General features: G+C 59.2%; 13 protein-coding genes. 10 read left to right on the top strand and 3 right to left on the bottom strand.

Annotated features, from left to right (window positions below):
* Window positions 1–114 precede the first annotated feature (114 nt).
* Entirely contained in the window at window positions 115–1152 is a 1038-nt protein-coding gene (mgrA, locus tag KGB18_RS04800; RefSeq protein ID WP_123357273.1) for an L-glyceraldehyde 3-phosphate reductase, read from the bottom strand.
* A gap of 190 nt (window positions 1153–1342) precedes the next feature.
* Between mgrA and KGB18_RS04795 the strand changes: the two genes are divergently transcribed.
* Window positions 1343–1516 (top strand): SDR family oxidoreductase, encoded by a 174-nt coding sequence (locus KGB18_RS04795; RefSeq protein ID WP_410003849.1) that lies wholly within the window; start codon window positions 1343–1345, stop codon window positions 1514–1516.
* A 174-nt stretch (window positions 1517–1690) separates the two neighbouring features.
* Window positions 1691–1951, top strand: coding sequence for a hypothetical protein (locus KGB18_RS04790; RefSeq protein ID WP_123721735.1), 261 nt, complete (start codon window positions 1691–1693; stop codon window positions 1949–1951).
* A gap of 26 nt (window positions 1952–1977) precedes the next feature.
* On the opposite strand, the gene betT is transcribed toward KGB18_RS04790, so the two are convergent.
* Together betT and epsC are read right to left on the bottom strand one after the other, a co-directional pair.
* Window positions 1978–3933, bottom strand: a complete 1956-nt coding sequence (gene betT, locus KGB18_RS04785) for a choline transporter BetT (protein ID WP_223569531.1) — start codon at window positions 3931–3933, stop codon at window positions 1978–1980.
* A gap of 362 nt (window positions 3934–4295) precedes the next feature.
* Entirely contained in the window at window positions 4296–5222 is a 927-nt protein-coding gene (gene epsC, locus KGB18_RS04780) for a serine O-acetyltransferase EpsC (protein ID WP_223569476.1), read from the bottom strand.
* A gap of 190 nt (window positions 5223–5412) precedes the next feature.
* Here epsC and KGB18_RS04775 point away from each other — a divergent pair, with 190 nt between their 5' ends.
* From KGB18_RS04775 to KGB18_RS04740, 8 genes are all read left to right on the top strand, one after another.
* On the top strand, window positions 5413–6405 hold the full coding sequence (locus tag KGB18_RS04775) for a D-cysteine desulfhydrase (protein ID WP_201061580.1): 993 nt from the start codon (window positions 5413–5415) through the stop codon (window positions 6403–6405).
* A 362-nt stretch (window positions 6406–6767) separates the two neighbouring features.
* Window positions 6768–7562, top strand: a complete 795-nt coding sequence (tcyJ, locus tag KGB18_RS04770; RefSeq protein ID WP_007903114.1) for a cystine ABC transporter substrate-binding protein — start codon at window positions 6768–6770, stop codon at window positions 7560–7562.
* Entirely contained in the window at window positions 7562–8227 is a 666-nt protein-coding gene (gene tcyL, locus KGB18_RS04765; protein ID WP_007903115.1) for a cystine ABC transporter permease, read from the top strand. The genes tcyJ and tcyL overlap by 1 nt, the downstream gene beginning before the upstream one ends.
* Before the next feature lie 4 nt (window positions 8228–8231).
* Window positions 8232–8981 carry an L-cystine ABC transporter ATP-binding protein TcyN gene (gene tcyN, locus KGB18_RS04760; RefSeq protein WP_008068688.1) on the top strand — a complete coding sequence of 250 codons (750 nt, stop codon included), beginning with the start codon at window positions 8232–8234 and terminating at the stop codon, window positions 8979–8981.
* Between the two features lie 497 nt (window positions 8982–9478).
* Window positions 9479–10237 (top strand): hypothetical protein, encoded by a 759-nt coding sequence (locus KGB18_RS04755; protein WP_123721717.1) that lies wholly within the window; start codon window positions 9479–9481, stop codon window positions 10235–10237.
* A 313-nt stretch (window positions 10238–10550) separates the two neighbouring features.
* Complete coding sequence (locus KGB18_RS04750) at window positions 10551–11792, top strand: SfnB family sulfur acquisition oxidoreductase (protein ID WP_223569475.1); 1242 nt, start codon at window positions 10551–10553, stop codon at window positions 11790–11792.
* A gap of 38 nt (window positions 11793–11830) precedes the next feature.
* Window positions 11831–13024, top strand: a complete 1194-nt coding sequence (locus tag KGB18_RS04745; protein WP_223569474.1) for an SfnB family sulfur acquisition oxidoreductase — start codon at window positions 11831–11833, stop codon at window positions 13022–13024.
* Window positions 13024–14382 (top strand): LLM class flavin-dependent oxidoreductase, encoded by a 1359-nt coding sequence (locus tag KGB18_RS04740; protein WP_223569473.1) that lies wholly within the window; start codon window positions 13024–13026, stop codon window positions 14380–14382. Before KGB18_RS04745 ends, KGB18_RS04740 begins: the two co-directional genes overlap by 1 nt.
* The last annotated feature ends 34 nt before the right edge of the window (window positions 14383–14416 follow it).

Genomic DNA, 14416 nt, shown 5'->3' with positions numbered 1-14416 from the left:
TCCCACGCTCCGCGTGGGAATGCCTCAACGGACGCTCTGCGTTCGGCTCTGCATGGGACGCGGAGCGTCCCGGGCTGCATTCCCACGCGGAGCGTGGGAACGATCAGTACAGAGTTATTCAGCCGTCGAAGGCTTCTCCCAAAGATTGACCCCACCCTCCTGGGCAAACCGGTCAATCTCCGCCAACTCTTCCACGCTAAAACTCAGGTTCTTCAACGCCCCGACGTTCTCGATGATCTGCTCCGGCCGGCTCGCGCCAATCAGCGCCGAGGTCACCCGCGGATCGCGCAGGGTCCAGGCCAGCGCCAACTGCGCCAGGCTCTGACCGCGGCGTTTGGCGATTTCATTTAGCGCCCGCACATGGGCGATGTTGGCTTCGGACAGGTGAGACGCCTGCAACGAACCACCACCCGGACGATTGACCCGCGCATCCGCTGGCACGCCATTGAGGTACTTGTCGGTTAACAGCCCCTGAGCCAATGGCGTGAAGGCGATCACGCCGGTGCCGAGTTCGTCGGTGGTGTCCAGCAGGTCCTTTTCCACCCAGCGATTCAGCAGGTTGTAAGCCGGTTGATGAATCAGCAACGGCACTTTCCACTCTTTCAGCAACCCGGCGATTTCACGGGTTTTCACCCCGGAGTAGGACGAGATTCCGATGTACAGCGCCTTGCCCTGCTGCACCGCGGTGGCCAGTGCGCTGGCGGTTTCTTCAAGCGGTGTGTCCGGATCGAAACGGTGGGAATAGAAGATGTCTACGTAGTCGAGGCCCAGGCGTTGCAGGCTCTGGTCGAGGCTGGCCAATATGTATTTACGTGAACCACCGCCCTGACCGTAAGGGCCGGCCCACATATCCCAACCGGCCTTGCTGGAGATGATCAACTCGTCGCGGTACTGCTTGAAGTCTTCACGCAGCAAACGACCGAAGTTGATCTCGGCGCTGCCGTACGGCGGACCGTAGTTGTTGGCCAGGTCGAAATGGTTGATGCCCAGATCGAACGCCGTGCGCAGCAACGAGCGCTGGGTATCGATTGGCGTGCTGTCGCCGAAGTTGTGCCACAAGCCCAGGGACAGTGCCGGCAACACCAACCCGCTGCGACCCACGCGGCGGTAAGGGATGGAATCGTAGCGGTTTTCGGCAGCGGTGTAGGTCATCGAATCCTCTCTTGTCTGTCTTGATGTGGTATCGACTGCTTTGCAAGTTGCCCAGCATACGCTTGGACAAACGCCGATAAACCTCGGACTCGACTAATTGCTGAAACGTTTCACAGTTTTCATCTTCAGTGTCAGGCGTATCGCCAAGATCGCAGCCTTCGGCAGCTCCTACGCTCGACCGCATATCACCATAGGAGCTGCGGAAGGCTGCGATCTTTTGATCTTCGCTTGCCTTCAAACGGCGCCTCCACTGGAGCATTTGGGTCAGCCGGAGGATATTGCTCGCGTTGTGTCGTTTCTGGCGGGACCGGATTCGGCTTGGGTGAATGGGCAAATTCTGCGGGTGAATGGTGGGTTGGTTTAAGCGCAGCGGTGCCTATGCTCAATAAGTATCAAGGACACCGAGGTGACCCCATCGCGAGCAGGCTCGCTCCCACAGATGACCGAGCTCTCATCCAGCAACGCGATTGAATGTGGGAGCGAGCCTGCTCGCGATGGCTGCCTCAAAAGCAATGCATACCTGAAGGGTGGACTCACCATGCACACAGCAATCATCATCTTCTTCGGCCTGGTTCTGCTGGCGCTGATGCTGTTCATCGGCGAGAAAATCGGTTTCCCCCGCCAGACCCTGGCCTTTAGCTTTGTCGTGCTGTGGCTGGCGTTGACCTTGATCAACGGCGCGGTCGGCATGGTCAACGCCGGCCAACCGTTGAGCACCGAACTGGTGGTGGGTAGCGCGGTGTTCGGCGTACCGGTGGCGGCGTTGGTGTTGTTCATGGCGATGAGCACTGACGCCTGACAAGACGTCAGCGCCACCCGCGTAGATCAACGCACCAGGTGCAAGAACTGCATGTGCCGCTCGTACTGGTCGAGGATGTCGTTGATGACCTGCTCCTTGGTGTAGCCCACCAGATCGTAATCCTGACTGCCCTCTCTCAAATGCACTTCGGCCCGATGGTAACGGCGGTTGTTGAGTTGCTTGGAACCCATGCCGCCACGGGCGAAGGACGGCGTGAAGTAACCGCGCATCTGCACCTGATAGATGAACGGATGCAGTTCGCCGTGACCGATCTCCAGGCTGACGTTGTCATTGGCCGGATCAGGCTGAGCGACCACATGCAGACCCTTCTCGACGAACACTGCGGTCACGTCCTCAATCGCCGGACGCACCGTGGTATCGAGGAAGCGATAGACCTCATCCCGAGACGGGAAATGCACCGCCTGACTCAAACGCTGACGCCATCCACCGCGCCGTGATCCGGACACCGGCGCAAGGGAATGCAGTTGCGCGATCTGCTTCTGCGATTCCAGATAAAACGCCTTGTGCAGCCCCCACATCATCAGCAGCAAAATCATCGAGAACGGTAACGAGGTCAGCACCACTGCTGACTTCAACGCATCGATGCTGCCGGAGAACAGCAGCGCGCTGGTCACCAACGCCGTCATCGCGCCCCAGAACACTCGCAGCCATTTCGGCCCGTCTTCATCCGGGTTACCGCCCTTGGCGGACAACGTCGACAACACTACGGTGCCGGAGTCGGCGGATGTCACGAAGAATACGAAACTGATGAACACCGTGACCGCAATCACGGTTTTGCTCCACGGATAGGTTTCCAGCAGCAGGTACAGGGTCATCGACGGGTTGTCGATGGCCGACATGCCGAGCGCGCTCATGCCGTGGTTGAGGACTTGGTCGATGGCGCTGTTGCCGAAGATCGACATCCACGCCAGGGTGAAACCGAGCGGGATCAGCAGCACGCCGAAGACGAATTCACGGATGGTCCGACCCCGGGAAATCCGCGCGATGAACAGCCCCACGAACGGCGACCATGCAATCCACCAGGCCCAGTAGAACACCGTCCAGCCGCCCAGCCAGTCGCTGGGTTTGTCATAGGCGTAGAGGTCGAAACTCTTCATTGGCAAGGCGCCGAGGTAGTCGCCGACGTTCTGGATCAGCGTATTGAGCAAGTGCTGGGTGGGGCCGGCGAACAACACGAACAGCAGCAGCGCACAGGCCAGCAGCATGTTGATGTCGGACATCACTCGCACGCCTTTATCGACGCCGGACACCGCGACGATGATCGCCGCGCCCATCATCAGCGTGATCAGGCCGACTTGAATCCACTGGGTGTGGGCGATGCCGAACAGGTAGTCCAGGCCCGAATTGAGGTGCAATACGCCAAAGCCCATATCCGCGCCGAGGCCGAATACCGTGGCAATGATGCCGAAGCCGTCCACCGCGTAGCCGATCGGGCCATTAATGCGCTTGCCGATCAGCGGGTACAGCGCCGAACGCAGGGCCAGCGGCAGGTTATGTCGATAGGCGAAATAAGCCAGCGCCATGCCGACGAAAGCGAACACGCCCCAACCGTGCAGGCCCCAGTGCAGAAACAGAATCTGCATCGCCTGACGCGCCGCATCCGCCGTGCCGGCCTCGCCTTGCGGCGGTTGCGCCAGGTGAGTCAGCGGTTCGGACACGCAAAAGAAAAACAGCGTGATGCTGATCCCGGCGGCGAACAGCATGCCGGCCCAGGACAGGTAGCTGAATTCGGGCTCGTCGTGGTCGGCACCGAGCTTGATCTTGCCGTAGCCAGACAAGGCGGTGACCACCACGAAGACCAGATACAGCGTCATCGCGAGCATGTAGTACCAGCCGACCGTATTGGCCGCCCAGTTTTGCGCTTGCAACAGCCAGGCACCGGCCTGTTCAGGTATTGCCATGACCACAACGGCGAACAACAGAATAAAGGTCGCCGCGAAATAAAAAACCGGCGGATTCATGCGGACCTGGCCGCTTGCAGGGGTGGACGATGCACTCATGAAAGGTGCACCTCAAGGGGGTGAAACAGGGCAATCAATAACGGACTCGGCAAAGGCAAGCCTCCTGTTGTGAGCGGGCAGCAAACCGGCGGTTTAACTTGAATGAGCGTTCAAGTTAAACATGGATAGGGGGCTAAGGACTAATCGCAGGGCTCGGCGGTAGCTTTGTGGCGAGGGGGCTTGCCCCCGTTGGGGCGCGAAGCGCGCCCCCCAAAATAACCCAGGCAACACATTCCTCCAGCCAGTTTGAGAGACACAGGTTTTACGACTGCTTCGCAGCCGAACGGGGGCAAGCCCCCTCGCCACAGGTGTTACAAACTGGCTTACTTCTGCGTCCCATCATCATGCTGCAGATTCGCCTGGGTCAGGTTGCACCCCGCCGGCACGCTGCGGGTCAGCCAGACGTTGCCGCCGATGGTCGAGCCCTTGCCAATGGTGATCCGCCCCAGAATCGTCGCGCCGGCATAGATCACCACATCGTCCTCGACGATCGGATGCCGCGGATGGCCCTTCTGCAACTGGCCGTCTTCGTCCGCCGGGAAGCGTTTGGCACCCAGGGTCACCGCCTGATAAATCCGCACGCGCTCGCCAATGATCGCAGTCTCGCCGATCACCACACCCGTCCCGTGATCGATGAAGAAACTGCGACCGATCTGCGCCCCCGGATGGATGTCGATGCCGGTGGCCGAGTGGGCGATTTCCGCGCTGATCCGCGCCAGCAGCGGTAAGCCGGCGCGATACAAATGATGGGCCAGACGATGGTGAATCACCGCCAGAATCCCCGGATAGCAGAGCAACACTTCATCGACACTGCGAGCCGCCGGGTCGCCGTGATAGGCCGCCAGTACGTCGGTGTCCAGCAGAGTGCGCAGCCCCGGCAAAGCGAGAGCGAAGTCCTGAATGATCTGAATGGTTTTGGCCTCGACTTCCATGTCGGCCTGGGCACTGTGGCGCGCGGCGTAACGCAGTTCGAGCCGCGCCTGAGCCAGCAACGCGTTCAATGCGACGTCGAGTGTGTGGCCGACGTAGAAATCTTCACTCTCCTCGCGCAAATCCACCGGGCCCAGACGCATCGGGAACAGCGCACCGCACAAGGCTTCAAGAATGTCCGCCATGGCCGCTCGTGACGGCAACTCGCGACCACCCTGCTCGCCGCTGGCACGGCCGTTTTGTGCGCGCCACTGGTCGCGCGCCGTACGCAGTTGGCTGACGATGGTCTGCAATTGCCAATGGCTGGAACGCTCGCTCACGGTAAAAACTCCTCACGGGCGGCCGGACTGTCTGGCCGCGTTAACCGCGATTACTTTACGGCAACGGCTTGCAGCCGAATTAAGAACCAATAGTGCTGTGCTCAATACTTTTGGCTATAAGCGATTGGCAGTTGCCCCACTAAATACCCGTGCCTATAGTCCTGACATCTTCCTCCGCCAGTACGGACCCATGATCAAACAACAGCTTGCCCGCTTTAACCGCCTCGACCTGCTCGGTCATCCTACTCCCCTGGAAAAACTCGAACGCCTGTCGACCTGGCTGGGCCGCGATGTGTACGTCAAACGCGATGACCTGACGCCATTGGCACTGGGCGGCAACAAGCTGCGCAAACTCGAATACCTGGCCGCCGATGCCTTGGCCCAAGGCGCTGATACGTTGATCACTGCCGGCGCGATCCAGTCCAACCACGTGCGCCAGACCGCTGCCATTGCGGCCAAGCTTGGCCTGGGCTGCGTAGCGCTGCTGGAAAATCCGCTCGGCACCGACGACAGCAACTATGTCGGCAACGGCAATCGGCTGTTGCTGGACCTGTTCGATGCCAAGGTCGAGCTGGTGGAAAACCTCGACAACGCCGACGAGCAATTGGAAGCGCTGGCCGGGCGTCTGCGCAGCAACGGTAAAAAGCCGTATCTGGTGCCGATTGGTGGCTCGAATGCATTGGGCGCTTTGGGTTATGTCCGTGCAGGCCTGGAACTGGCTGAACAGATCAAGGACACCGGGCTGAATTTCGCCGCGGTGGTCTTGGCATCCGGCAGTGCCGGCACCCACAGCGGTCTGGCGCTGGCATTGAGCGAAGTACTACCGGATTTGCCAGTGATCGGCGTGACTGTTTCCCGTAGCGATGAAGCACAACGACCGAAAGTCCAGGGCCTCGCCGAGCGCACGGCCGAACTGCTGGGCGTGAGCCTGCCGGCGAATTTCAAAATCGAACTGTGGGACGAATATTTCGGCCCGCGTTATGGCGAACCGAATGCCGGGACATTGTCGGCGCTGAAGCTGCTGGCGAGTCAGGAAGGGTTGTTGCTGGATCCGGTGTACACCGGCAAGGCCATGGCCGGTTTGCTCGACGGCATCGGGCGCCAGCGCTTCAATGACGGCCCGATCATCTTCCTGCACACCGGTGGGGCGCCGGCGTTGTTTGCCTATACCTCGGTGTTTTAAGTTCCTCTGTGGCGAGGGGGCTTGTCGGAACGCCGCATCGCCCCGTTGGGCCACGAAGTGGCCCCAAAACCTGTGATCAGGTTCTTTCAGATTGATCGCGTTGGCTGGCTTTGCGACTGCTTCGCAGCCGAACGGGGGCAAGCCCCCTCGCCACAGGAAGCATCACACCAATATTCATTTAATGAATAACAAACTGAATATTTAGTATTTTCCTATCTAAATACAACATCATATAGTCGCGCCGCAGGCGAATTTGCAGCAAGACGCATAAGCTGCTTTAGGGCAGGATATCGCAGTCGTTCAAATCCCGAATTTGCCAACTTTCCTTAAGCGTCTTCCATAAGAAAACACAGGGGCTTGTCATGAATTTTTCCGCATTACGTCGAAATCTGCTGGTGGGTTCGCTGGGCCTGGCGCTGAGCGCCGGCCTGCTCGGGCAGGCAGTGGCCGGTGAGCAGCTGCAAAAAATCAAGGACGCAGGCGTAATCAACGTCGGTCTGGAAGGCACTTATCCACCGTTCAGCTTCGTCGACGAGGCCGGCAAACTGAGCGGCTTCGAAGTCGAGTTCTCCGAAGCCTTGGCCAAAGAGCTGGGCGTGAAGGTCAAACTGCAGCCGACCAAATGGGAAGGCATCCTCGCAGCCCTGGAATCCAAGCGTCTGGACGCGGTGATCAACCAGGTGACCATCACCGAAGAGCGCAAGAAGAAGTACGACTTCTCCACGCCTTACACCGTTTCCGGGATTCAGGCGCTGACCCTGACCAAAAACAAAGACACCATCAAGACCGCCGCCGATCTGGCCGGCAAAAAAGTCGGCGTAGGTCTGGGCACCAACTACGAGCAGTGGGTGAAAGAGAATGTGCCTAAGGCTGACATCCGCACCTACGAAGATGATCCGACCAAGTTCCAGGATCTGCGCGTCGGCCGCATCGATGCCATCCTGATCGACCGCCTGGCCGCGCTGGAATATGCCAGGAAGGCCAAGGACACTGCCGCCGCCGGCGAAGCGTTCTCCCGCCAGGAAGCCGGTATTGCCCTGCGCAAAGGCGAGCCTGAGCTGCTGGCCGCAGTGAACAAAGCCATCGACAAGCTGCGTGCCGACGGTACGCTGAAAAAGCTGTCGGAAAAATACTTCAGCGCTGACGTCACTCAATAATGGGAGAAGCTTTCCAACTTGCGCTGGACTCCGCGCCCTTTCTGCTCAAGGGCGCGTACTACACGGTCATCCTGAGCCTGGGCGGAATGTTCTTCGGCCTGCTGATGGGCTTCGGCCTGGCGTTGATGCGGCTGTCGCGCTTCAAACTGGTGAGCTGGATCGCCCGCATCTACGTGTCGTTCTTTCGCGGCACGCCGTTGCTGGTGCAACTGTTCGTGATCTATTACGGCTTGCCGCAATTGGGTATCGAACTTGATCCGCTGCCGGCGGCCCTGATCGGCTTCTCGCTGAACATGGCAGCCTACGCCTGCGAAATCCTGCGTGCCGCCATCAGCTCCATCGAGCGCGGCCAATGGGAAGCCGCCGCCAGTATCGGCATGACCCGCGCGCAAACCCTGCGCCGGGCCATCCTGCCACAAGCGGCGCGCACGGCTCTGCCACCTTTGGGCAACAGCTTTATCTCGCTGGTCAAGGACACCGCGCTGGCGGCCACCATTCAGGTGCCGGAGCTGTTCCGTCAGGCACAGCTGATTACCGCTCGCACCTTCGAAATTTTCACCATGTATCTTGCCGCTGCGCTGATCTACTGGGTTCTGGCGACTGTACTGTCGCACCTGCAGAACCAGTTGGAAGCGCGGGTCAATCGGCACGACCAGGAGTCCTGACCCAATGATTGTCGTGGAAAAACTGACAAAGCAGTTCAAGGGTCAGGTGGTGCTCAACGGCATCGATCTGCAGGTGAAGGAAGGCGAGGTGGTGGCGATCATCGGCCCCAGCGGCTCGGGCAAGACCACCTTCCTGCGTTGCCTGAATTTTCTCGAGGAACCTAGCAGCGGCCGGATCAAGGTCGGCGACATCGAGATCGATGGCAGCCGTCCCCTGAACCAGCAGCAGAGCCTGGTACGGCGCTTGCGCCAGCACGTGGGTTTTGTGTTCCAGAACTTCAACCTGTTTCCCCATCGCACGGCCCTGGAAAACGTGATCGAAGGCCCGTTGGTGGTGAAAAAGATCCCGCGTGCCGAAGCCGTTGCCCTGGGTAAAAAGCTATTGGCCAAGGTCGGCCTGGCGGGCAAGGAAGACGCTTACCCGCGACGCCTCTCCGGCGGTCAGCAACAGCGTGTGGCGATTGCCCGAGCGTTGGCGATGGAACCGGAAGTGATCCTGTTCGATGAACCAACCTCGGCGCTGGACCCGGAACTGGTGGGTGAAGTGTTGGCGACCATCCGCGGCCTGGCCGAGGAGAAACGCACCATGGTGATCGTTACCCACGAAATGGGCTTTGCCCGGGACGTAGCCAACCGCGTGGTGTTTTTCGACAAGGGTGTGATCGTCGAACAAGGCGAAGCCAAGGCACTGTTTGCCAATCCGAAAGAGGAACGGACGAAGCAGTTTCTCAGCAAGTTTCTTAATAACGCTTAGTGCTGCCCCACTCGAAAACTGTCAACTTCCATGGATGGAAGTGACCTTAACTCCTCCTTATAAAGCCTATAGCAGCTTTTCACTTGATTCGCCCTCATCATAAATAACTTCCCGCCGTCCTATGCGGTACATATATATGTCCTGCAACAGATTCATATCGACTAAAATCTATAAAACACCTCGCTGTCCACACTCAAAGGGTTGCTGCCTCGGAGGCATAAAACCCACCAAATACCGGACTATATTCGACAGAGCGATGCGGTTTATTAACCACACCGCGTAGGAGCTTTCTGAATCACGCAAGAACTAACCTTTAACCAACCAACGCTATTGACACCTATTCAAGCGCACTCTTATCTAGTCCCCAACAGGCAACAGCCACCCCACTCAATTATTGTTTAAGCGCACAAATAGTGAATCGTTTTGTTGCTTGGTAATTCACGCCTTTCGATCTTTCAGAAATGGACTTCGCGGCAAAGCTTCAAGGAGAGAAACCCATGACAAGCACTTCAAACAAACCTGAACTTGCAGCCCCGACCCTGGCGCAAAGCCACAAGGCCGGTATCAACATCACCTCGGCCGCTCATCTTATGATCGACGTGGCGCCCTACTCCGGTATGGATGAAGGCGATCTGATCGAGTTGTTCTGGAACAACTGCTACGTGGCCTCCAGTGTCTTGGGCCCCGATCATGGCGGCAAATCCGTGAGCCTGCGGGTGCCGGAAAGCTTCATTGCCAATGGTTCTGCCCGCGTCCATTACAAGGTCATGCAGGTCGGGCAAGGGGCTGCGGTATCACCGGCGGCGCGCGTCCAGATCAAACTTGATTGCCCGGGCGGCCTGCTTCTTTGCGATGAGGAAAACCAGAGCCTGGCGCCCGTATTCATCCCTGAGACCATTCGCCGTCAGGGGGTCAATCCGAACCAGGTCAAACGCGGTGTCCCGTTGACCATCGAACCGTACCTGAACATGGCCGCCGACGACGAAATCACCCTGCGCTGGGGCGATGTGCGCATGGACTTGCCCAAGCTCAAGGCTTGCGATGTGGGTCAGCCGATTCAGGTCTGGGTACCCCCCGCGATCATTCTCGAAGCCGGCGAAGACCTTCGACTGGAAGTGACTTACTGCATCCTCGACCGCGTGGGTAACAACTCGCGCTGGGCACCGGCTCGCACACTGAAAATCGGCTGCGCCAATCCCTACCTGAAGGTGCCGCCGAAAGAAGCGCTCAAAGCCGCTGAGCCCCGCAAACGGTGAGGCGTCTGTAAAACCTCTAAAGATCGCAGCCTTCGGCAGCTCCTACCTGGATTGGCGTACACCCTGTAGGAGCTGCCGAAGGCTGCGATCTTGGCGATTTAAAGGACGATGACCTTCTATGCATATTCCTAAAAGTTAGTTCATTAATTATTTATACACGTTTAGGGTATATATACCGGACCACCGGACATTCGTGTTTTTCGTTCGCCGCAATGCTTGCGGCGCTTTCATGATGTGAGGTAGGTATGGTCCGGAACACAATCACCCCAGTGCAAATCGCCAGGGCATTGCGTGCAGCCAAGGAGCGGCACTGATGTCCAGTCTGGCAGATGCAATCGTCCAGAGTGACCTGGACATCGCCCCATTGTTGTTGCCCGCGCAGGTCTTGCGCAACGACGCACAAGCCATCAAGGCTGCCCATGAGCTGGCGCAAGTCGCCCGCCTGCAAGCAGCCAAACGTGACCAGCAGCGCAAGCTGCCGTGGTCGGAAATCGAACAGTTCACCCGCAGCGGCCTGGGCAGCATTGCTATCCCGCGTGAGTACGGTGGTCCGCAAGTTTCATTCGTCACCCTAGCCTCGGTGTTCGCGATCATTTCCGCGGCCGACCCGGCTTTGGGGCAGATCCCGCAGAACCAGTTCGGGATTCTCAACCTGATACTCGGCAGTGCCACCGAGTCGCAGAAAAAACAGCTGTTCAAAAGCGTGCTCGAAGGCTGGCGAATTGGTAACGCGGGACCAGAGCGCGGGACCAAAAACACCCTGGAACTCAAGGCACGGATCACCACCGACGGCGATGGCTTCGTCATCAACGGGCAGAAGTTCTATTCCACCGGCGCCCTGTTCGCCCACTGGGTGGCCGTCAAGGCACTGAACGACGATGGCAAGCAAGTGCTGGCCTTTGTTCGTCGCGGCACACCGGGGCTGCGCATCGTCGATGACTGGTCGGGCTTCGGCCAGCGCACCACCGCCAGCGGCACCATTTTGCTCAACAACGTGCGGGTCGACGCCGAGTTGGTGGTGGATAACTGGAAGATCAACGACAGCCCGAATACCCAAGGCGCGGTGTCGCAGTTGATTCAAGCAGCCATCGACGCCGGCATTGCCCGGGGCGCCATCGATGACGCCATCGAGTTCGTGCAAAAACGAGCACGGCCATGGATCGACGCCAAGGTCGAACGGGCCAGCGACGACCTCTATGTGATCGCCGACATCGGCAAGCTGAAAATCGAACTGCACGCCGCCGAAGCGCTGCTGCGCAAGGCCGGGCAAGTGCTCGATCAGGTCAACGCCGCGCCGCTCACCGCCGAGTCCGCTGCGCGCGCCTCGATTGCCGTGGCGGAAGCCAAAGTGCTGACCACCGAGATCTCGCTGCTGGCCAGCGAAAAACTCTTCGAACTGGCCGGCAGCCGCGCGACCCTCGCCGAATTCAACCTCGACCGCCACTGGCGCAACGCCCGAGTGCACACGCTGCACGACCCGGTGCGCTGGAAGTATCACGCCGTCGGCGCTTACCACCTCAATGGAACCTTGCCTGCGCGGCATTCCTGGATCTGACGACCAGAACCTTTTTGACCAGATCTCTGGAGAAACACATGACTCTTTCTCACCACGTCGCGGTCATCACCAGCGATGAGCAAGCCCTGATTGTCGCCAGTGACCTGGCCGACGATTTCAAACGCGACAGCGCGCTGCGCGACCGCGAGCGTCGTTTGCCGCTCCCGGAACTGGAAGTGTTTTCCCGTTCGGGTCTTTGGGGCATCAGCGTGCCAAAAGAATACGGCGGCGCTGGGGTTTCCAACGTCACCCTGGCCAAGGTCATCGCGTTGATCGCCCAGGCCGATGGCTCTCTCGGACAAATTCCCCAGAACCATTTCTATGCCCTTGAAGTGCTACGCGTGAACGGCACTGATGAGCAGAAAAAACGTCTCTACGCCGAGGTGTTGGCCGGCCAGCGCTTCGGCAACGCACTCGCGGAACTGGGCACAAAAACCGCCCATGATCGCGTCACCAGCCTGACTCGCGATGGCAACGGCTACCGCATCAACGGCCGCAAGTTCTACGCCACCGGCGCCATTTACGCCCAGCGTATCCCCACGTCAGTGGTGGACGAAAATGGTGTGCAGCAATTGGCTTTCGTCCCGCGCAACAGCAAAGGCCTGACGGTGATCGACGACTGGAGCGGCTTCGGCCAGCGCACCACTGGCAGCGGTTCGGTGGTGTTCGAGGACGTCTACGTCGCCGCCGAAGACGTGATTCCGTTTCAAAGCGCTTTCGAACGCCCGACCACCGTCGGCCCATTGGCGCAGATTCTCCACGCCGCTATCGACACCGGCATTGCCCGCGCCGCGTATGAAGATGCCCTGCATTTTGTGCGCACCAAGACTCGGCCGTGGATTGATTCCGGCAACGACAAAGCCACCGAAGACCCGCTGACGATCAAGAGTTTCGGCCACTTGAGCATTCGCCTGCACGCCACCGAAGCCCTGCTGGAACGCTCTGGAGAAATCCTCGACCAGGCCCAGGCCGACACCACTGCCGAGACCGTCGCCGCCGCGTCGATTGCCGTCGCCGAAGCCCGGGCCATCAGCACCGAAATTTCTCTCGCCGCCGGCAGTACATTGTTCGAACTGGCCGGCAGCCAGGCGACCCTGATCGAGCACGGCCTGGATCGCCACTGGCGCAACGCCCGGGTGCACACCCTGCACGATCCGGTGCGCTGGAAGTATCACGCGGTGGGCAATTACTACCTCAACGATGAAAACCCTCCATTGCGAGGGACCATCTGATGGCCGATGCCAAAAAGAAAATTCTGCTCAACGCGTTCAACATGAATTGCATCGGGCACATCAACCATGGCCTGTGGACGCATCCACGAGACACGTCGACCCAATACAAAACCATCGAATACTGGACTGAACTGGCTCAGTTGCTGGAACGCGGACTGTTCGACGGTCTGTTCATCGCCGACATCGTCGGTGTGTACGACGTCTATCAAAACTCGGTGGACGTGCCGCTCAAAGAGTCGATCCAGTTGCCGGTCAACGACCCGCTGCTACTGGTCTCGGCCATGGCTGCGGTCACCAAAAACCTCGGCTTCGGCCTGACCGCCAACCTGACCTACGAACCGCCGTATCTGTTCGCCCGGCGCATGTCGACCCTCGATCACCTGAGTCGTGGACGGGTCGGCTGGAACATCGTCACCGGCTACCTCGACAGCGCCGCCAAGGCCATGGGTCTGAGTGAACAGGTGGAACACGACCGGCGTTACGACCAGGCCGATGAATACCTGCAAGTGCTCTATAAACTCTGGGAAGGCAGCTGGGAGAACGGCGCGGTGCTCAACGACCGTGAGCAACGGATCTACGCCCAACCCGAGAAGGTGCACAAGGTCGAGCACAAGGGCGAGTTCTATCAGGTCGAGGGCTATCACCTCTGCGAACCGTCGCCACAACGCACGCCGGTGCTGTTCCAGGCCGGCAGTTCCGATCGCGGTTTGCTGTTCGCCGGTCGGCATGCCGAGTGCGTGTTCATCAGCGGTCAGAACAAACCGGCGACCCGGGTTCAGGTGGACAAGGTTCGCGCCAGCGCCGTCGAAGCCGGGCGCAATCCCTGGGACATCAAGGTGTTCATGGGTTTGAACGTGATTGTCGGTGCGACAGAAGAGCTGGCCTGGGCCAAGCACGCCGAGTACCTGAGCTACGCCAGCGCCGAGGCCGGTGTGGCGCATTTCTCGGCGTCGACCGGGATCGATTTTTCCGAGTACGAACTCGACGAACCGATCCAGTACGTGAAGAGCAACGCCATCCAGTCCGCCACCAAGAACCTGCAAAACAACGACTGGACCCGCCGCAAACTGCTGGAACAACACGCCCTCGGTGGCCGTTACATCACCGTGGTCGGCTCGCCGCAGCAGGTGGCTGACGAACTGGAATCGTGGATCGCCGAAACCGGTCTGGATGGCTTCAATCTGACGCGGATTGTCACGCCGGAAAGCTATGTGGATTTCATTGAGCTGGTGATTCCGGAGTTGCAACGCAGAGGGTCGTACAAGACCGCTTACGACAACGGCAGCCTGCGGGAAAAGCTGTTTCACGGCGAAGCGCATTTGCCCGAGCAACACACCGGATCGGCTTTTCGCCGCTAAAAGCATCGCGGGCAAGCCCGCTCCCACAGGGATT

This window comes from Pseudomonas sp. BF-R-26 (assembly GCF_019947395.1).
Lineage (GTDB): Bacteria > Pseudomonadota > Gammaproteobacteria > Pseudomonadales > Pseudomonadaceae > Aquipseudomonas > Aquipseudomonas farris.
Note: the sequence above shows the minus strand (reverse complement) of the source record. Positions and strands in the feature narration are given on the sequence as shown.